Origin of the sequence: Pseudomonas sp. GD03903 (genome assembly GCF_029840045.1) — a bacterium.
GTDB classification, from domain to species: domain Bacteria; phylum Pseudomonadota; class Gammaproteobacteria; order Pseudomonadales; family Pseudomonadaceae; genus Pseudomonas; species Pseudomonas pseudonitroreducens.
The window spans coordinates 99,303-117,855 of the sequence record NZ_JAOCBT010000011.1 but is presented as its reverse complement, the minus strand read 5'-3'; the positions used below and the strand labels follow the sequence as shown (position 1 = coordinate 117,855).

The 18,553-nt window shown below is 64.4% G+C and carries 17 protein-coding genes, 4 tRNA genes and 1 pseudogene; 13 read left to right on the top strand and 9 right to left on the bottom strand.

All coding sequences use genetic code 11. The features are described 5' to 3' along the window. Positions 1-9: 9 nt before the first annotated feature. Complete coding sequence (locus tag N5C91_RS18840; protein ID WP_279831171.1) at positions 10-1,644, bottom strand: collagen-like triple helix repeat-containing protein; 1,635 nt, start codon at positions 1,642-1,644, stop codon at positions 10-12. Positions 1,645-1,901: 257 nt separating this feature from the next. Beyond that, the gene (locus N5C91_RS18835; RefSeq protein WP_279831170.1) at positions 1,902-2,693 is read right to left on the bottom strand and encodes a crotonase/enoyl-CoA hydratase family protein; all 792 of its coding nucleotides are present in this window, start codon (positions 2,691-2,693) and stop codon (positions 1,902-1,904) included. Positions 2,694-2,996: 303 nt separating this feature from the next. Here N5C91_RS18835 and N5C91_RS18830 point away from each other — a divergent pair. Then, positions 2,997-4,732 (top strand): annotated as a pseudogene (locus N5C91_RS18830) (DEAD/DEAH box helicase). A 163-nt stretch (positions 4,733-4,895) separates the two neighbouring features. Here the strand turns inward: N5C91_RS18830 and N5C91_RS18825 are convergent. After that, on the bottom strand, positions 4,896-5,666 hold the full coding sequence (locus tag N5C91_RS18825) for a class III extradiol ring-cleavage dioxygenase (protein ID WP_279831169.1): 771 nt from the start codon (positions 5,664-5,666) through the stop codon (positions 4,896-4,898). A 251-nt stretch (positions 5,667-5,917) separates the two neighbouring features. Here N5C91_RS18825 and N5C91_RS18820 point away from each other — a divergent pair, with 251 nt between their 5' ends. Then, positions 5,918-6,112 (top strand): hypothetical protein, encoded by a 195-nt coding sequence (locus N5C91_RS18820; RefSeq protein ID WP_279831168.1) that lies wholly within the window; start codon positions 5,918-5,920, stop codon positions 6,110-6,112. 11 nt (positions 6,113-6,123) lie between these two features. Next, complete coding sequence (locus N5C91_RS18815) at positions 6,124-6,780, top strand: thiopurine S-methyltransferase (RefSeq protein ID WP_279831167.1); 657 nt, start codon at positions 6,124-6,126, stop codon at positions 6,778-6,780. A 56-nt stretch (positions 6,781-6,836) separates the two neighbouring features. On the opposite strand, the gene htpX is transcribed toward N5C91_RS18815, so the two are convergent. The 3 genes from htpX to N5C91_RS18800 all read right to left on the bottom strand — a co-directional run bounded on the left by htpX (position 6,837) and on the right by N5C91_RS18800 (position 9,565). Next, positions 6,837-7,712: a protease HtpX gene (htpX, locus tag N5C91_RS18810; RefSeq protein WP_236170800.1), complete on the bottom strand. Its 876-nt coding sequence runs from the start codon at positions 7,710-7,712 to the stop codon at positions 6,837-6,839. A 172-nt stretch (positions 7,713-7,884) separates the two neighbouring features. Next, positions 7,885-8,325 (bottom strand): hypothetical protein, encoded by a 441-nt coding sequence (locus tag N5C91_RS18805; protein ID WP_279831166.1) that lies wholly within the window; start codon positions 8,323-8,325, stop codon positions 7,885-7,887. Positions 8,326-8,353: 28 nt separating this feature from the next. Further along, the gene (locus N5C91_RS18800) at positions 8,354-9,565 is read right to left on the bottom strand and encodes a pyridoxal phosphate-dependent aminotransferase (RefSeq protein WP_236170798.1); all 1,212 of its coding nucleotides are present in this window, start codon (positions 9,563-9,565) and stop codon (positions 8,354-8,356) included. A gap of 290 nt (positions 9,566-9,855) precedes the next feature. Here N5C91_RS18800 and msrB point away from each other — a divergent pair, with 290 nt between their 5' ends. From msrB to N5C91_RS18785, 3 genes are all read left to right on the top strand, one after another. Beyond that, positions 9,856-10,251: a peptide-methionine (R)-S-oxide reductase MsrB gene (gene msrB, locus N5C91_RS18795; protein WP_279831164.1), complete on the top strand. Its 396-nt coding sequence runs from the start codon at positions 9,856-9,858 to the stop codon at positions 10,249-10,251. Between the two features lie 244 nt (positions 10,252-10,495). Then, positions 10,496-10,978 (top strand): glutathione peroxidase, encoded by a 483-nt coding sequence (locus N5C91_RS18790; RefSeq protein ID WP_236170796.1) that lies wholly within the window; start codon positions 10,496-10,498, stop codon positions 10,976-10,978. Further along, the gene (locus N5C91_RS18785) at positions 10,978-11,448 is read left to right on the top strand and encodes a MarR family transcriptional regulator (RefSeq protein ID WP_279831162.1); all 471 of its coding nucleotides are present in this window, start codon (positions 10,978-10,980) and stop codon (positions 11,446-11,448) included. The genes N5C91_RS18790 and N5C91_RS18785 overlap by 1 nt, the downstream gene beginning before the upstream one ends. A gap of 1 nt (position 11,449) precedes the next feature. Here the strand turns inward: N5C91_RS18785 and N5C91_RS18780 are convergent, their stop codons facing one another. Further along, complete coding sequence (locus N5C91_RS18780; protein WP_279831160.1) at positions 11,450-13,771, bottom strand: ATP-binding protein; 2,322 nt, start codon at positions 13,769-13,771, stop codon at positions 11,450-11,452. 138 nt (positions 13,772-13,909) lie between these two features. Here N5C91_RS18780 and N5C91_RS18775 point away from each other — a divergent pair, with 138 nt between their 5' ends. Both N5C91_RS18775 and N5C91_RS18770 read left to right on the top strand, forming a co-directional pair. Continuing rightward, positions 13,910-14,806: an ATP-binding protein gene (locus N5C91_RS18775; RefSeq protein WP_279831159.1), complete on the top strand. Its 897-nt coding sequence runs from the start codon at positions 13,910-13,912 to the stop codon at positions 14,804-14,806. Beyond that, positions 14,803-15,285 carry a GAF domain-containing protein gene (locus N5C91_RS18770; protein WP_236170792.1) on the top strand — a complete coding sequence of 161 codons (483 nt, stop codon included), beginning with the start codon at positions 14,803-14,805 and terminating at the stop codon, positions 15,283-15,285. The genes N5C91_RS18775 and N5C91_RS18770 overlap by 4 nt, the downstream gene beginning before the upstream one ends. A 56-nt stretch (positions 15,286-15,341) precedes the next feature. Here N5C91_RS18770 and N5C91_RS18765 read toward each other — a convergent pair whose 3' ends face one another. Both N5C91_RS18765 and N5C91_RS18760 read right to left on the bottom strand, forming a co-directional pair. Continuing rightward, complete coding sequence (locus N5C91_RS18765) at positions 15,342-16,004, bottom strand: glutathione S-transferase family protein (protein WP_279831156.1); 663 nt, start codon at positions 16,002-16,004, stop codon at positions 15,342-15,344. 48 nt (positions 16,005-16,052) lie between these two features. After that, complete coding sequence (locus tag N5C91_RS18760) at positions 16,053-16,823, bottom strand: hypothetical protein (protein ID WP_279831155.1); 771 nt, start codon at positions 16,821-16,823, stop codon at positions 16,053-16,055. A gap of 215 nt (positions 16,824-17,038) precedes the next feature. Here N5C91_RS18760 and N5C91_RS18755 point away from each other — a divergent pair. From N5C91_RS18755 to N5C91_RS18735, 5 genes are all read left to right on the top strand, one after another. Continuing rightward, a tRNA-Glu gene (locus tag N5C91_RS18755) sits at positions 17,039-17,114 on the top strand. A gap of 2 nt (positions 17,115-17,116) precedes the next feature. After that, positions 17,117-17,192: transfer RNA gene (locus N5C91_RS18750), tRNA-Gly, on the top strand. A gap of 85 nt (positions 17,193-17,277) precedes the next feature. After that, a tRNA-Gly gene (locus N5C91_RS18745) sits at positions 17,278-17,353 on the top strand. A 74-nt stretch (positions 17,354-17,427) separates the two neighbouring features. Next, positions 17,428-17,503: transfer RNA gene (locus tag N5C91_RS18740), tRNA-Gly, on the top strand. 346 nt (positions 17,504-17,849) lie between these two features. Next, positions 17,850-18,530 (top strand): HAD-IB family phosphatase, encoded by a 681-nt coding sequence (locus tag N5C91_RS18735; RefSeq protein WP_279831153.1) that lies wholly within the window; start codon positions 17,850-17,852, stop codon positions 18,528-18,530. Positions 18,531-18,553 lie beyond the last annotated feature (23 nt).

Here is an 18,553-nt window from a genome sequence, read left to right as displayed (position 1 = left end):
TAATTCGGATTATTGCTTGGGCGTACCGATCGCCAATCCACCGCCCAGTCCACCGGTCACACCTCCCAGCGCGCCACCCACGGCGCCCAGCGTGTTGCCCAGCAGGCCTCCCTGGCCGCTGGTACCGCCAGTCGTACCGGCACCGGCGGCGACTGCCACACCCGAACCCTGGGCGTTGCTGCCGATGCCCACGCCTGCCCCGGCGACCAGGCCGCCGCCACCGGTCAGGCCGCTGGTCACGCCGCCGAGGGTGCCAGCCACGCCGTTGACCAGGCCACCCACCGGATTGCTGCCACCGGCAGCGCCGCCGAGGGAGCCGGTGATGCCGCCGACTGCGCCGGTCACGCCGCTGACCAGGCCACCCACCGGATTGCTGCCGCCGGCAGCGCCACCGAGGGAGCCGGTGATACCGCCGACTGCACCGGTCACACCGCTGACCAGGCCACCCACTGGATTGCTGCCGCCAGCAGCGCCGCCGAGGGAGCCAGTGATGCCGCCGACTGCGCCGGTCACGCCGCCGACCAGGCCACCCACCGGATTACTGCCACCGGTAGCGCCACCCAGGGAGCCGGTTACACCGCCGAGCAGACCGCCGCCCGGGTTGCTGCCGTTGACCAGGCCGCCGGCGGCACTGACTGCCTGACCCGCATTGCTGACGATTCCGCCGACCGGGGCCAGCGCCGGATTCTGGCTGGCGACCTGGTTGCCTGTCTGGGTCACAACGCCGCCGACGGTGGTCAACAGGTTGTTCACCGGCGTTCCCAGTCCGGTGGCGGCGCCCACGCCGCGAGTGGTTCCTTCGATGTTGCCGACCAGGCCGGCGGTGGTGCCGCTGAGCTGGGTGGTCAGTTGGCTCAGCGGCCCGGTGGTGACCGCACCGCTGAGGGAGTCGCCGAGCATGGTGATCTTGCCGCCGACACCATCCACCAGGCCGCCCACCTGGCCGGTCAGGCCATTGAGCGGAGTGTTGGCCAGCACCGGTGCATCGCCGATGGCCGCCACGGTGTCGCCCAGGCTGCTTACGGCGCCGCCGGTATGGCTCACCAGGCCGGTTACGCCTGCCACGGTAGTGCCCACGGCGTTGGGGTTGTTGCCCAGTTGGCCGAGGCCATTGGTGACGCCGGTGCCGACGCTGTCCACCCCGGCGCCGACTTCCTGGACCAGGTTGCCGGCATTCTGCGTGACGCCGTTGCCCAGGACCGGCAGGTCGACGGTTTTCACTACCGCCCCTACGGTGCTGACGGTGTCGCCGACATTGGAGACCGCTTCGCCGGTGTTGGTCAGGATATTGCCGGTGGTGCTGGCCGGCGGAGTAGTGGTGCCGCCGCCATCAGTACCGCCGCCGCCGCCGTCCGTGCCGCCACCGCCCGTACCGCCCGTACCGCCCGTACCGCCCGTACCGCCGGTACCGCCAGTTCCTCCGGTGCCGTCGGTGCCACCGGTTCCTCCAGTACCACCAGTGCCGTCGGTACCGCCTGTGCCGCCGGAGCCACCGGAACCATCGCCGCCGGAACCGCTGTCCGCGGGTTGTTCCGAGCTGCTGCCGGAAGAGTGATGGCTGCTGCCGCCTTTGCTGCTGCAACCTTGCAGCGACAGGGCGACGACGAGAAGGGAAAGCGCGAAAACACGGATCGGGCCTGACATGAGAAGTTCCTCCATGAGAACGTCAGTCAGCGGGCTGTCCGGTCGGTATCCGGCGAGTCGCTGAGCTGCTCTGGAGTCAGTTCTAGAGGTTTGTTTCCAGGCGCGAAATTGGAACTTGTATATAGTCGTTTTGTGGCTGGCAAGCCGTTGATTATCAAGTAAAAACTAAAGGATTATGGCGACTTGCCAGGCATTTTTAATACCTTGGATATAGCGCTTTTCGCACGATGGTTCCGGTTTGGGTTTTTCAGGCGCACTCATTTGCCCTGGAATCGGCCTTCGCGACGTTCCAGCATGGCGTTCAAACCCTCCTTTGCGTCATCGGTGGAGAGCAATTCGCTGGCCATGGCCGGCAGCAGTCGCGCCGCCGCTTCCTCGCCTTCATCAAGGCTGCCGCGCGCCGACGCGAGGGTGGCGCGAATGCCCAGCGGCGCCTGGGCGGCCACTCGCTGTGCAAGCCACAGGGCACGCGGCATCAACTCCTCCGGCGCAGTGACTTCCTGAACCAGGCCGATGCGGTAGGCCTCGTGGGCATCGAAGGGGTCGCCAGTGAGCAGCCAGCGCATGGCGTTGCCCCAGCCCGCGACCTGATGCATGCGCAAGGTCGCGCCGCCGAACGGGAAGATGCCGCGTTGCACTTCGAGTTGGGCGAAACGCGCGTTGCTGGCGCACAGGTTGATGTCGGCGGCGAGCATCAGCTCGATGCCCAGGGTGAAACAGTAGCCTTGTGCCGCAACCAGCAAAGGCTTGGTCAGGCGCCGGCCGCCGAAAGTGCCCCACGGATCAGCGGAGCCTTCGGGCATGCTCCAGCCGGTGCGGAAGGTCTCGCCGAAATTGGCCAGGTCCAGCCCCGCGGTGAAATGGTCGCCATGGGCGTATACCAGGGCGCAGCGCAGATCGTCGTCGCGCTCGTATTCGCCGAACGCCAGAACCAGCTGGGTGAGCATGTCCAGGTCGAAGGCGTTGCGCTTTTCCACCCGGTTCAAGCCGAGCAGCAGGACGTGGTCATGGCGTTCGACGGTGATGCGGGGTTGGCTGCTGGCGGTCATCGGCGGGCTCCGGTGAGTAGGCTTGCTCGGTATAGCCGGCGTCACCGGCCTTGTCTATGGGGTGACCGTTCGCCGGTCGCGTTCCGAAAAGAAACACATCGGTCAGGAATTTCCGGTATGATACGCGCCGGCCAAACGATGGCCTCGTTTCGGATCCCGCATTTTTCCGCAGCTTTCACGCTCGGGCTGTGCGTCCGCTGTGCGGACTTCCTTGACGCATTCTTCCAATCTTCATTTCGCAAATCCCCGCTTCCAGCTGCCTGGGTGACTTTATCGTCGTACAGGGCATGCGCAGCTCGGCTATTGGGTCTTTGCGGATGTACTTAGAGGCAAAACCCATGACCCAGGAAACCGCCGGCTTCGCCGCGCTCGGTCTTCACCCCAATGTTCTCGCTGCCATTGCCGCTGTCGGTTATGAAGAGCCGTCGCCGATCCAGGCCCAGTCGATCCCGGTGATCCTCGAAGGCCACGACATGATCGGCCAGGCCCAGACCGGTACCGGCAAGACCGCTGCCTTTGCGCTGCCGATGCTGTCGCAGATCGAGCCGAGCCGCCGCGTACCGCAGGTACTGGTGCTGGTGCCGACCCGTGAGCTGGCCCTGCAGGTTGCTACCGCTTTCGAAACCTATTCCAAGCAGATGCCGGGCGTCGGTGTGATTGCCGTCTACGGCGGCGCGCCCATGGGCCCGCAGCTCAAGGCCCTGCGCCAGGGCGCCCAGGTCGTGGTCGCCACCCCGGGCCGCCTGTGCGACCACCTGCGCCGCGACGAAAATCTGCTGTCCACCGTCAAGAGCCTGGTCCTCGACGAAGCGGACGAAATGCTCAAGCTCGGCTTCATGGATGACCTCGAAGTGATCTTCGAAGCCATGCCGTCCAGCCGTCAGAGCGTGCTGTTCTCCGCGACCCTGCCGGCCTCGATCCGCAGCATCGCCGAACGCCACCTGAAAGAACCCAAGCACGTCCGCATCGCCGCCAAGACTCAGACTGTCGCCCGCATCGAGCAGGTGCACCTGATGGTTCACGCCGACCAGAAGCCGGCCTCGATCCTGCGTCTGCTGGAAGTCGAACAGTTCGACGCGCTGATCGGCTTCGTCCGCACCAAGCAGGCTACGCTGGACATCGCCGAGCTGCTTGAGCGCCAGGGCTATCGTGCTGCCGCGCTGAACGGCGACATGCCGCAGGCCCAGCGTGAGCGCGTGATCGAGTCCCTGAAGGACGGCTCGCTGGACATCGTCATCGCCACCGACGTCGCCGCCCGCGGCCTCGATGTGGCGCGCATCACCCACGTACTGAACGTGGACATGCCCTACGATCCGGAATCCTACGTACACCGTATCGGCCGTACCGGCCGCGCCGGCCGTGAAGGTCGCGCCCTGCTGCTGGTGACTCCGCGCGAGCGCCGCATGCTGCAGGTGATCGAGCGTGTGACCGGGCAGAAGGTCGGCGAAGTTCGCCTGCCGGACGCCGAGACCGTTCTCGAAGCGCGCCTGAACCGCCTGGCCACCGGCCTGCAACCGTTGCTGGCCAACGCCGTTGCCAGCCGCGGCGCCGTGCGTGACGAGCTGTGCCGTCGCCTGGGTACCGACATGGACACCCTGGCCGCCGTACTGCTGGCCAAGCTGACCGAAGGCAAGGCACTGGACCTGGAATCGGTCCGTCGCGAACAGCCGCTGACCCCGGCCGCCCCGCGCGAGCGCAGCGGTGAGCGTTACGAGCGCAGCGAACGCGGCGATCGCCCCGAGCGCGGTGACCGTCCGGAGCGCAGCGGCGAGCGCCGCCCGATGGCTCCGCCGTCGGAAGGCAAGGCCCGTTGCCGTACTGCCCTGGGCGCCCGTGACGGCGTACAGGCAAAGAACCTGCTGGGTGCCATCCTCAACGAAGGTGGCCTGTCCCGCGAGGCCATCGGTCGCATCCAGATTCGCGAGACCTTCAGCCTGATCGAGCTGCCGGAAGAGAACCTCGAGCGCCTGCTGACCAAGCTCAAGGACACCCGTGTCGCTGGCAAGGCCCTGCGCCTGCGCCGTTACCGCGAAGACTGATTCGTCAGTCTCCCGCGCATGAAAAAGCCCCGCCTTGGCGGGGCTTTTTCGTTTCCGGTATCGGTCGATGCATGCCCTGTAGGAGCGAGCTTGCTCGCGAACTTCTCGCGGCAGCGTCGCAGTCGGGCGGCTCGCGAGCAAGCTCGCTCCTGCAAAAGAGCAGTCAGCCGAAGCGATAGATATCCATCCCCAGCGCGCCAAGGGGGAAGCCGGCGTGCTCGACCGTCATTGCCGAGCCGCCAGCGCCACGGGCGAAGTACAGCGGCAGCAGGTGCTCGTCACGCGGATGGTTGCGCACCGCCTGGGGCGCCTGCCGGCGATAGTCGAGCAAGGCTGATTCGTCGTCGGCCTCCAGGCGCTCCACCATCCAGTCGCGGAAGGCCTTGGCCCAGGGCGTAATGACCTCGGGGCCGGCATGCCAGTCCAGTTCGCCGAGGTTGTGGGTGATGCTGCCCGAGCCGATCAGCAGGATGCCTTCCCCGCGCAACGCACCCAGGGCGTGGCCAATTCGCTGCTGCATGGGCGCGCCGAGGCGGCTGGGCAGGGACAGCTGCACGACGGGAATGTCGGCAGCCGGGTACATCAGGCTCAGGGGGACCCAGGCGCCGTGGTCCAGCGGGCGCTCCGGGTCGAGGATGGCCGGCAGGCCGTCCGCGGCCAGCAGTTCGGCGACGCGCTGCGCCAGCTCCGGCGAGCCATCGGCGGGGTACTGCACGGCGTAGAGTTCCGGCGGGAAGCCGTAGAAGTCGTGCCAGGTGTCCGGCTTCGGTGATGCAGTGATGCGCAGGTCGGGAGTTTCCCAGTGTGCGGAGACTACCAGGATGGCTTTGGGGCGCGGCAACTCGCGGGCCAGGCGCTTCAGCGGAGCATCGCTGGCGCCGGGGTCCAGGGCCAGCATGGGGGAGCCGTGGGAGATGAAAAGGGCAGGGAGCATGGCGAACCTCGCTACGTGATGGCTCTATGTTCCCGCGCGAACAAATCGAAAACCAGTATAGGTTTTTGAATGGAATGATCGATTTCAAAGATGTTTCCGTGCAGCTCTCGATGCCTGGACCGCCACCGATGGATTTGCGAACTCAGTTGCAGACTGCTGCAGATAATCGCCATAGGGCGCTTTCTGAAGTTGCGGGTAAACCAATGCGTTAAAGTTTGCGGAAAATTCCTATACGGATAACGAATTTAGCCATGCAGCAAGTCGATCAAGCCCTGGTGCTGGAAATCGGTGACTGTCTCCAGCTGGACGACGGCACCGAAATCTGCGTGCAACGCGTCCGTGGCGATCAGGTTCGTCTGAAGATTTTCGAAGCCGGTGAGCGCGCCCGGGAGCATCGGGCTGCCTGGTGGCGTTGGTTGCTGCCGCGTGCTTTTCGCAGTATTTGAACAGGTGATCTATGCAACATGAGTTCTGGCAGTCGCGCTGGGCGCGCAATGAAATCGGCTTCCATCAGCAGGCGGTGAACCCCGGGCTGCAGCGGCACTGGCCGAGCCTTGGAGTGCCCGAAGAGTCGCAGGTTCTGGTGCCGTTGTGCGGCAAGAGCCTGGACATGCTCTGGCTGGCGCAATGGGGATATCGCGTGTTGGGGGTTGAGCTGGCCGAACGAGCAGCCATCGACTTCTTTGCCGAACTGGGTGTCACCCCGCAGGTCACCGAGGAGGGTTCGCTGCGCCGATACAGCTATGAGCGCCTGGAGATTCTTCAGGGTGACTTCTTTGCCGTCACGGCCGAGCAGGCAGCAGGCTGCTCGGCCCTGTATGACCGCGCCGCACTGATCGCCTTGCCCCCGGACCTGCGTGCCGACTATGCGCTGCATCTGCATCGCATCCTGCCGCAGCAGGCGCGTGGCTTGCTGGTCAGCCTGGAATACCCTCAGGCCGAAATGGATGGCCCGCCCTTTGCCGTGCTGGCGGATGAAGTGCACAGGCTGTTCGCCGAGGACTGGGACGTGGAGGAGGTGGAGCGTCTCGACGTGCTGGCGGAGAATCCGAAGTTCCTCAAGCGCGGGGTCAGCCATCTGGACGAGGTGGTGTTCGCGCTGCGCCGTGGCTGAATCTCAGGCATGAAAAAGGGCGACCCGAGGGTCGCCCTTTTTTGTCGCGCCGAAACTTAGCGGCCGGCGGCGCGCAGGGCTTCGATGCGGTCTTCCAGCGGCGGGTGGCTCATGAACAGGCCGGCGAGGCCGTGCTTGAGGTTGCCGTTGATGCCGAAGGCCTGCAGCGTGTCGGGCATCTGTACCGGCACGCCCTGTTCGGCGCGCAGGCGTTGCAGGGCGGCGATCATTGCGCCGGTGCTGGCCAGGCGAGCGCCGGCTTCGTCCGCACGGTACTCGCGTTTGCGCGAGAACCACATGACGATGATGCTGGCGAGCACCCCCAGTACCAGCTCGGCGAAGATGGTCGCGACGAAGTAGCCGATGCCGGGGCCGTCTTCGTTCTTCAGGATGGCCTTGTCGACGAAGTTGCCGAAGATACGTGCGAAGAACATCACGAAGGTGTTCACCACGCCCTGGATCAGCGCCAGGGTGACCATATCGCCGTTGGCTACGTGGCCGATCTCGTGGGCCAGCACGGCTTTCACTTCTTCAGGCGAGAAGCGCTCCAGCAGGCCCTGGCTGACCGCTACCAGTGCGTCGTTCTTGTTCCAGCCGGTGGCGAAGGCATTGGCCTCGTAGGCGGGGAAGATGCCGACTTCCGGCATCTTGATGCCGGCTTCGCGGGACAGCTCTTCCACGGTCTGCAGCAGCCACTGCTCGTGGCGGGTGCGCGGCTGGCTGATGATCTCGGTACCGGTGCTCATCTTCGCCATCCACTTGGAGATGAACAGCGAAACCAGGGAGCCGGCGAAGCCGAATACGGCACAGAAAATCAGAAGGCTACCGTAATTCTGGCCGGTGAAACGGTCCACGCCCAACAGTTTCAGGGTGATGCTGGCGATCACCAGAACTGCCAGGTTGGTGGCCAGGAACAACAGGATGCGCATCATGGCGTAAAGCTTCTCCTCACGGTGACAAGGGTGAAAACCGCATGGGAATGCGGCTTTCCGGATCGCCGGGCACAGTCGGGCACGGGATCGCTGAATAGTATGCGGGGTATATACGGTTGGCCCCCAGGCGATTCAACTCGGGGACTATTTCAACTTGTGTCGCCTGCCCGGGTTACGGGCGCCCCAGGTCGCTCTCGAAGAGTAGACGGGTCAGCCGCGCGATGCGTTCCCCGTGCCGGCTCGCCAGTGCTTCGCGCAACTGGTTGGCCAGCGTGGCCTGGTCGCGGCGCACGCTGGGCGGCAATTCTTCGCCGTCGCGCACGGGGTGGGGGACGATGCGGGTCAGGCGCATGAAGGCTTTTTCGCTGAGCACGGCCTGGTCCAGCGCTTCGTAACGAATGGTTGCCTCGAAGCGCAGGTAGCCTTCATCGGCCAGCCACAGCAGCGCGCCCAGGCAACTCTGGTGGCGGGTACTGGGCAGGCCGAATTCGTCGGGCTCTTCGCGTCCGATCAGGTCCTCGACGTAAAGGCCGATCTTGCGCGGGAAGGCCTGGTAGAGCGTCAGCAGGCCCGCCGCAGCGTCTTTGTAGAAGTCGTCGATCTGCAGATCCATTTATGCGCTGGGATTCACTGGCGATGATTTATTGGCGATAGGTTTTCAGGAAGCTACCAATGCGCCCGATGGCCTGTTCCAGATCATCGAGTCGGGGCAGGGTAACCACCCGGAAGTGATCCGGCCAGGGCCAGTTGAAGGCAGTGCCCTGAACGATGAGCAACTTCTCGGAAAGCAGCAGGTCGAGGACGAATTTCTCGTCGTTGTGGATCGGGCAGACCTTCGGGTCGATGCGCGGGAACGCATAGAGTGCGCCCATGGGCTTCACGCAACTGACGCCGGGAATGTCGTTGAGCAGTTCCCAGGCGCGGTTGCGCTGTTCCAGCAGGCGGCCGCCGGGCAGGACCAGGTCGTTGATGCTCTGGTAGCCGCCCAGTGCGGTCTGGATCGCGTGCTGGCTCGGCACGTTGGCGCACAGGCGCATGTTGGCGAGGATATCCAGGCCCTCGATGTAGCTCTGCGCCTTGTGCTTGGGGCCGGAAATGGCGATCCAGCCGGAGCGGAAGCCAGCCACGCGGTACGACTTGGACAGGCCGTTGAAGGTCAGGCAGAGCACGTCCGGCGCCAGCGATGCGGTGGAGATGTGCTGGGCCTCGTCGTAGAGGATCTTGTCGTAGATCTCGTCGGAGAAGATCACCAGGTTGTGCTGGCGCGCCAGTTCGACGATGTCCAGCAGCACTTCCTTCGAGTAGACCGCGCCGGTCGGGTTGTTCGGGTTGATCAGCACCAGGGCCTTGGTATTGCTGGTGATCTTCGCCTTCATGTCGGCGACGTCGGGGAACCAGCCGGCCTGCTCGTCGCACAGGTAATGCACCGGCTTGCCGCCGGAGAGGGCGACCGAGGCGGTCCACAGCGGATAGTCCGGCGCCGGGATCAGCACCTCGTCACCATTGTTGAGCAGCGCCTGCAGGGCCATGACGATCAGCTCGGACACGCCGTTGCCCAGGTAGATGTCCTCGATGCCGACGCCTTCCACCTGCTTCTGCTGGTAGTACTGCATCACTGCCTTGCGCGCGCTGAACAGGCCTTTCGAGTCGCTGTAGCCCTGGGCAGTGGGCAGGTTGCGGATGACGTCCTGGAGGATTTCGTCCGGCGCCTCGAAACCGAACGGCGCCGGGTTGCCGATGTTCAGCTTGAGGATGCGGTGGCCTTCCTCTTCCAGGCGCTTGGCGTGCTTGAGCACGGGCCCGCGAATGTCGTAGCAGACGTTGGCGAGCTTGTTCGATTTGGTGACCTGCATGTTCTGGATTCCGAAATAGTCCGCGGCCGGCGACTTGGCAGGCTGTAACGCGGGTGACAGACTGGCGTCAAATGATGGGTTCGGAAGTGCTTTTCCCTGGTATCGACCCTGAAAATCGACAGGAAAACAGTGGATTTCTCGAAAAAGTAGAGTTTTTAAGGCTTTTCTATCGCGAGAATGTCGCTGTGCGGCAGATTCTGAACCTGACGTTAACCACGCGCATCATACGTGCGGCCCGATTCCCGGAAAAGGAGGCATCGGGCATTTTTTCCATTAATGGAGGCAGATCGATGGAAAAGCTGGAAAAGCCCCTGGACTCCTGGCGTGACGAGCTCACCGACGAGCAGTTCCATGTTTGCCGGCTGGGCGGCACCGAGCGTGCCTTCACCGGCGAGTATCACGACACCAAGACCCCTGGCATCTACCACTGCGTGTGCTGCGGCACGGCGCTGTTCGACTCCGACGCCAAGTACGACTCCGGCAGTGGCTGGCCGAGCTACTTCCAGCCGGTGAACGCTGAGGTGGTCAAGGAACTGGAAGACTTCAGCCACGGCATGCACCGCATCGAAGTGCGCTGCGGCAAGTGCGACGCGCACCTGGGCCACGTCTTCCCCGACGGCCCGCGGCCGACCGGGCTGCGTTACTGCATCAATTCGGCGTCGTTGAAGCTGGTGCCCAAAGAGTGACCTCAAGGCCCGCCACCGAGCGGGCCTTTTTGTTTTTTGTATTTTTTGCTTTTTGTAGGAGCGAGCTTGCTCGCGAACGAGTTCTCCGGCGGCAACCGGGCTGGGCAGGTTCGCGAGCAAGCTCGCTCCTACAGGGGAATCCTGATGGTGGGGCATTCAAGCGGTGATTCGTGATCAATTGAATTGCACGCAATTTAATTGATCACTATTCTTTAATCTCCCACTTCCCCCGGAGCCATGTTCCATGAGCGACGCACTGCTGAATATTCCCGTGACCACCATCAAGGGTGAACAGAAGACCCTGGCCGATTTCGGTGGCAAGGCCCTGTTGGTAGTGAACACCGCCAGCCAGTGCGGCTTCACCCCGCAATACAAGGGGCTGGAAAAGCTCTGGCGCGAGTACAAGGACAAGGGCCTGGTGGTGCTCGGCTTCCCCTGCAACCAGTTCGGCAAGCAGGAGCCGGGCGGCGAGGGCGAAATCAGCCAGTTCTGCGAACTGAACTTCGGCGTGAGCTTCCCGCTGTTCAAGAAGATCGACGTCAACGGCGCGGACGCCCATCCGCTGTATGTGCAACTGAAGAAGCGTGCGCCGGGACTGCTGGGCAGCCAGGGCATCAAGTGGAATTTCACCAAGTTCCTGATCGGCCGGGACGGCCAACTGGTCAAGCGTTTCGCCCCGACCACCAAGCCCGAGCAACTGTCCGCCGAGATCGAAGCGCTGCTGTGATGAAAGACGCTGTATCCCTGCCGTCCGAGCTGCAACTGGACAACCAGCTGTGCTTCCGCCTGTACGCCGTGTCTCGCGCGGTGATCCGTGGTTATCGGCCGATGCTCGAGGCGCTCGGCCTGACCTACCCGCAGTACCTGGCCATGCTGGTGCTCTGGGAGTGGCAGGCCGAGCCGCCGGAGCAGCCTTCGGTGAAGGCGCTCGGCGAGCGTCTGATGCTCGATTCCGGCACCCTTACACCGCTGCTCAAGCGCCTGGAACAACTGGGCCTGGTGCAGCGCCGCCGTGCGCGGCATGACGAGCGTGAAGTGCACCTGGGGCTGACCGCGCAGGGGGCGGCGCTGCGCGAGAAGGTGCTGCCTTTGCGTGAAGAGCTGCTCTGCCGCAGCGGTATCGATCTGAGCGTGACTGACGGCCTGCGCGAGCAACTCGACAGCCTGCTGTTGCAGCTGTCGAAGCTGGACGCCTGAATCAGCCGCGCGGCTGGGGCCCGGCCCAGCGCTCGAGGATGGCCGCCAGCTCGTCGCGGTGGAAGGGCTTGGCCAGGTAATCGTCCATGCCGGCGGCGCGACAGCGTTCGCGCTCGTCCGGCAGGGCATTGGCGGTCAGGGCGATCACCGGCAGGCCCGGCCAGCGGCCGCTCTCGCGGATCTCGCGGGTGGCCTGGTAGCCGTCCATCACCGGCATGTTGCAGTCCATCAGCACCAGGTCGAATTCGGCGCTGGCGAGCTGCTGCAACGCCTCCTCGCCATTGTTGGCGATGCCCACCTGGCAACCCAGCTTCTGCAGCAGGCCCCGTGCGACCAACTGATTGACGGGGTTGTCCTCCACCAGCAGGACGCGGGCGGAGAATTGCTCCGGCGTCGTTTCCCCCGGGGTTTTCGATGAGGGCAGCGGCTGGTGCTCGAAGGCCTGTTTCAGGGCCTGGTAGAGCACCGCCCGTGACAGCGGGCGCGCCAGCTGGCGCAGGGGGGCGAGGCGCTGGGCCAGTTCGGGTTCGAGGAAGTTGCCGTAGGCCGTGACCAGCAGCACCGGTTTGGTGACGTTTTGGCGCAGGACGATCAGGCAATCCGGGCAGTCCGAGAGCAGCGCATCGAGCTCCACGCCGGCCAGGCTGTCGTCGATGTCCAGGCGCTGGAAGTCCACTCCCCATTCCGGCAGCCAGTTCTGCAGCAGGGCCGCGAGGCCGCTGCTGGCGGGACACTGGACGATCAGCTTGCCGTGCAGCCTGGCCGCTGGCGGCGCTGGCTCCAGCGCAGGCAAGGGCAGGGTGACGGTGAATTCACTGCCGCGGCCCGGCTCGGACGTCACGCTCAGTTCGCCCCGCATCGCTTCGCAAAGCTTGCGCGTCAGCGCCAGGCCCAGCCCGGTGCCGCCGTACTGGCGGGCGATGCCGGCGTCGGCCTGGGTGAAAGGCTGGAAGATCTTCTGCAGTGCGTCGGGAGCCACGCCGATACCGGTGTCGCGCACGCTGATGCGCACACCGTGGTGCAGTGGCTCGACGCGAACATCCACGCGGCCGAAGCGGGTGAACTTGAGGGCGTTGGACAGCAGGTTGCTGACCACCTGGCGCACCCGCGTCGGGTCGCCGGAGAGCTGCGCCGGTAGCTGCGGGCTGATCAGGCAGGTGAGTTCCACGGCTGGCCCGGCGTTCTGTGACAGCAGGCTGGCGGTGTCTTCCACCAGGGTGCCGAGGTCGAAGGGTATCTGCTCCAGTTCCAGCTGGCCGGCCTCGAACTTGGACAGGTCGAGCACGTCATTGAGCAGCTCCACCAGCACCTTGCCCGAGTCGTGGGCAATGGACAGTTGCTGGTGCTGCTCGGCGGTCAGCGGGCCGTCCAGGGCCAGCCCGAGCATGCCGAGCAGGCCGTTGAGCGGGGTGCGGATCTCGTGGCTCATGTTGGCCAGGAAGCTGCCGCGAGCCTGGGCCATGGCCAGGGCGGTCTGCCTTGCCTGCTCAAGCTCCTGGTTGGACAGGGTCAGGCGTGCGTTGGCCGCCTTCAGCTCGGCGGTGCGCGCAGCGACGATACTTTCCAGTTCTTCCAGGTACTGGGTCAGGCGGTCCTCAGCCTCGCGGCGCTGCTCCATTTCCACCGAAATGCGGTTGAGCTGGCGATTGGTGACTTCCACCAGCACGCCGATCTCGTCGCGCTCATGGCCGCGCGGGCAGGGCAGGCGCAGCCGCGAGGGGGAGCGCGGGTCGTGGCGGGAGAGGGCGTCGATCAGGCTCACCAGCGGCTTGGTCAGCAGTGCGTAGAAGAGCACCAGCAGGATCAGCGAGAGCATCAGGCTGCGCACGAAGCCCGAGATGAAGGTCATTCCGGCGCGGCGCAGGAAGTCGTTGCCGAAGACGAAGGTGTCGATTTCCAGGCGCAGCACGCCGAGGGACTCGGCAGGGGCATGCTCGACGAACAGTGGCTCCTCATAGGTGCGTTGCTGGCCGAAGAGGAAGTCGCTCAGGCCCCGCAGGTGGCTTTCCGCCGGCGGCCGGTCGGCGCTGGCCAGGGGAACGTTGGCGTTGTCGATGATCTCGGCGCGGATCACCGCGGGTGAGCGCAGCAGGCCCACCACCAGTTCCTGGGCCAGTTCGGCGTCGATGTTGTAGGCGATGCGTGCGGCGGGGTTGTGGCTGACGTCCAGCAGGGCGCGCACTTCGCGGTTGATGGAGGCGTCCTGGCTGGCATAATCGACGCCTACCTGGATGAGGCTCAGCAAGGTGCCCAGGATGAACGCCACCAGCACCGTCAGGCTGGCCTGCTTGAACGAGAGGCGATGTGTGAGCGCAATATCCATGGTTGCGGAGCGTCGCCTCGCAGAAGCTTTCCTGCGGCGTAGCATAGCCCATCAGAACCGTCTGTCGGGATAGGCCGAAGACGAAGAAATTGCCGGTTCTTGAGCCGAAGAGCCGCGCCGAAGAATATGGAGACCCGCGTGGATTCCCGTCTGAACGACTTTCTCGCCCGCGCCGAAGCGCTGATGGCGCGCCTGGAGCCTTTGCTGCCCGCCGTCCGTGAAACGCTGGACTGGCAGCACAGCCTGGCGGCGCGCTGGCATCGCGACGGCCGCAGCGGCTACCTGCAACCGCTGAAGGTCAGCCTCGACCTGCGCCTGGATGACCTGTTGGGGGTCGACAAGCAGCGCGAACAGCTGACGCGCAATACCCGCCAGTTCGTGGCTGGTCAGCCGGCCAACCATGCGTTGCTGTGGGGTGCCCGTGGCACCGGTAAATCTTCGCTGGTGCGTGCCCTGCTGGCGGAGCTGGCCGGCGAAGGGTTGCGCCTGATCGAGATCGAGCGCGACCACCTGGCCGACCTGCCGCGTGTGGTCGAGCAGATCCAGGGGCTGCCGCAGCGCTTCGTACTGTTCTGTGACGACCTGTCGTTCGACGCCGGCGAGGGCGATTTCCGCGTCCTCAAGAGCGTGCTCGATGGTTCGCTGGAACAAGCCCCGGACAACGTGCTGCTTTATGCCACCTCCAATCGTCGTCACCTGGTCTCGGAAAAACAGAGCGACAACGAGAACTGGAAGATGGTCGACGGCGAGTTGCACCCCAATGAAGCCGTCGAGGACAAGATCGCCCTGTCCGACCGTTTCGGCCTGTGGTTGTCCTTCTATCCCTTCACCCAGGAGCACTTCCTCAGCGTGGTGCGCCACTGGGTCGAGGTGCTCGCGCAGAAGTCCGCGCTTGCCGCCTGGACCTGGGACGAGGCCCTGGAGAAGGAAGCCATCCGCTGGGCGCTCGGGCGCGGCAACCGTAATGGCCGCTGTGCCTATCAATTCGCCCGCTACTGGGTGGGCAGACAATTGCTGGAAGGAGAGACCCCATGATCGATCTGCAACAGGCCGGCGCCGGCCTTGGCGGCTACGCGCTGCTGGCCGCCCAGGCAGAGTCGCTGTTCGCCGACGAGCGCGATTTCATTGCCAACGCTGCGCAGTTTTCCGCGTTCCTGTTCAACGAGCTGGCGGATCTGAACTGGGCCGGCTTCTATCTGAATCGCAACGAGGAGCTGGTGCTCGGCCCGTTCCAGGGCAAGGTCGCCTGCGTGCGCATTCCCTTCAGCAAGGGCGTGTGCGGCGCTGCGGCGCGTACTCGGGAAACCCAGCGTGTCGAAGATGTGCACGCCTTCCCCGGGCATATCGCCTGTGACAGCGCCTCCAACAGCGAACTGGTCGTACCGCTGGTGAAGGACGGCCGCCTGATCGGCGTGCTGGACCTGGATAGCCCGAAGGTCGGTCGCTTCAGTGAAGAAGATCAGGCCGGCATCGAACGCCTGGTGGAGATTTTCCTGCGCCTCTCCGACTGCTGATCCGCGCCTATGAAAAAGCCCCGCCTAGGCGGGGCTTTTTCGTTCCTGCGGGAAGATCAGCGCTTGGCCATGATCTTGGCGATGATCTGCAGCTCGCCCTGGACGATCTCGGCGAGGGCAGGGCGGGCCAGCGTGCGCTCGAAGTGCGCGGCCAGCCTGGGCCAGCGCTGCGCGTCCAGCTGTTCCTCGCCGTGGCGCAGGTTCACCAGTTGGCAGGCGATGGCGATGTCGGCGAGGCTGAAGTGGTCGTCGACGAACCATTGCTGCTCACCCAGGCATTTCTCCAGGTAGTCGAAGTGTTCGGGGAGCTTCTCCTGCATGGCGCCTTTCACTGCCATTTCGTCGCAGACCTTGCCCATCAGCGGCTTGAGCAGGCGATTGCGGAACACGGTGAAGGTGGTCAGCGGCGCCAACTCGTAGTCGGCGTACTTTTCCAGCCAGTTGATCCGCGCGCGGGCCTGGGCGCCTTTGCCACACAGCGGGGCACGCTGCGGGTCGCGGTCTTCCAGGTAGTGGCAGATGACGCTGGAGTCGGCGAGGGTGAAGTCGCCGTCACGGATTGCCGGCACGCGGCGCAGCGGGTTGAGTTCGCGGTACCAGTCCGGCTGGTTGAACGGGTTGACGTTCTCCAGTTGGTAGTCGAAGCCTTTCTCGGCCGCGAACAGGCGGACTTTGCGAACGAAGGGGGACAGCGGGGCGCCGAAGACGACGAGGCTCATGCAAGGCTCCTGGGGCGAAGGTGGCCGGGGTGATGATTCGACGATGGATCAGTCGTAAAGGTTCTTCTTCTTCCAGATATCGTCTTCATCCAGCGCCTTGAGGCCGTCGCCCAGTTCGCTCTGCTCATCCACGGCGGGCTGGGAGGTTTCCAGTACCAGGGCGTTGGCGTGGGCCAGCTGGGTTTCCATCTGCTTGAGCTGCGCCTGGTAGCGGCCGATTTCCGGTTGTTTCTGCAGGTACTGTGCGCCGCGCTCGAAAGCCAGGCGTGCCTGCCGCGGCTGGCCCTGCTGGAGCGCCTGCTGGCCGAGATTGCCGAAGAACTCTATATGGAGGAGGGTGAGCAGGTGGCGGATTTCCTTGACCCACTTCTGCGCTTCCACCCGCGGCAGCATGTTGTCCTGGGCGCAGCGGGTGAGCTGGGCGTGCAGCGCTTCGAAGAGGAAGCGCACGTCCTTGGCCTTGGCTTCGGTGAGGATCGGCTGCGGTGCATTCCTGACCGGAATGGACTCGCCCTTGGCCACCAGGCCGCGCAACTCTTCCAGACGCTGCTTGAGTGCGGCGTTGTGTTTGTCGACGGCCAGCAGGCGTTCGCTGAGGTTCAGCTCGAAGTTGCTGAGCAGCAGCTTGAGTGCCGGCGACATGAACTGGCCGGGTAGGGACTCGGAAACATCGCCGCAGCGCCGGCAGCGGTCTGACAGATCGGCCTTCAGGCGCGCCTGCTCCAGCTTGCGGTTTTCCACCAGATAGTTGATGTAGCCGATGGCGACCAGCAGGGCGATACCGACGAGAACCAGGACCGTAATGACGATTGGCGACACCGTGGAGTGCTCCGGATGTTTTCCGCGAGTGTAATGTCTTAGTGATACTGCTGATAGCGGCAGCTCGGTTTTTGCCCAGAAGTCTTTGATTTAAAAATAATTTCTCTGAAGGGTTGACGACCCTTCAAAGCCTCCCTAGAATGCGCGCCACTTCGACGCGAAACGCTGAATAAGCCGGAACGACGAAGTCGGAAAGATGTTAAGTTCCGGGCCGCGTCCCCTTCGTCTAGTGGCCTAGGACACCGCCCTTTCACGGCGGTAACAGGGGTTCGAGTCCCCTAGGGGACGCCATTGCGGGAATAGCTCAGTTGGTAGAGCACGACCTTGCCAAGGTCGGGGTCGCGAGTTCGAGTCTCGTTTCCCGCTCCAGATTCTCGATCATTGCCTCTGGCAGTGACCGAAAGATGAAATGGCGTTACCCTTCGGCGAAAGCTGAAGGTTGCAACAAGTTGCTGCGGGAATAGCTCAGTTGGTAGAGCACGACCTTGCCAAGGTCGGGGTCGCGAGTTCGAGTCTCGTTTCCCGCTCCAAAATCGAAACGCCGCCCATCAGGGCGGCGTTTTCGTTAACCTGCGGCGAAAGCTGAGGGTTACAGCAAGTTGATGCGGGAATAGCTCAGTTGGTAGAGCACGACCTTGCCAAGGTCGGGGTCGCGAGTTCGAGTCTCGTTTCCCGCTCCAGAATCGAAACGCCGCCCATCAGGGCGGCGTTTTCGTTTGTGCGGCGAAAAGTGCCATTCACCGGGCCTCATCCGGGCCGGATGCCGCGCAGCAAGCCCAGCACGCTCCCACCATTGATTTCCCCGTCGCCGCTGATTTCCGCCGAGCGGGCGCCTGCGGGCCCATTCGCGCGCCTGCATTGGAGAAGATTCTGACGCAGCCCTGAGGGGATTCCCGTTTGTCGGGCCAGGCTGGCACCCGAGAATGCCTGCGCTCGATCGCGCCGCGATGGAGCAGGGCCCGTTCGCCCCGCCTGTCGGTGAGGTGGCCGGGGATTGCTGGTCGTTCCGGTGAGGTGGTGGCGCGGATGGTGGAGTGGCTGGATCGCCGTGAGCATCTGCCGGGTGCCGGCAACGTGAACGTCCTGTCGGTGTTCGATTTCGACGGGACCCTGACGCGGCACGACAGCTTCCTGTCGTTCCTGTGGTTCGCCTTCGGCACGCTCGGATTCCTCCGTCGCCTGCCGGCCATGGTCCTGCCGGGCCTGGCTTTCCTTTGTCGGCGAATCAGCCGCGATGAGCTCAAGGCCTGTCTGATCCGGGTTTTTCTGCGGGGCATCGAGGCGAAATGGCTGTCGGCCCGCGCGCAGGCCTATTGCCAGTTCATCTGGGGCTATCTGTTGCGCCCCAGCGGTTTGCGCGGTGTCGCCGCAGAGTTGGATTCAGGCGCCGCAGTGACCCTGTGCTCGGCTTCGCCGGCGCTGGTGCTGCTTCCCTTTGCCGAGCGCCTGGGCGTGGGGTTGATCGGCACCGAGCTGGAAGTCGTTGATGGCCGGCTGACCGGCCGCATCCTCGGCGGCAACTGCCGGGCCGAGAACAAGGTGCTGCGCCTGCAGGCCAAGTACGGCCCCTTGAGCGCCTACCGGCTGCGCGCCTGGGGCGATACCCAGGGCGACCATGCCCTGCTGCGCGCCGCACAGGACCCGCATTGGCGGGTCTTCCATCCCCATTGGCGACGCACCTCCGGCCCGAGCCGTCCGTCCGCCTGACCTGATCGACATTCCTTTTCGAG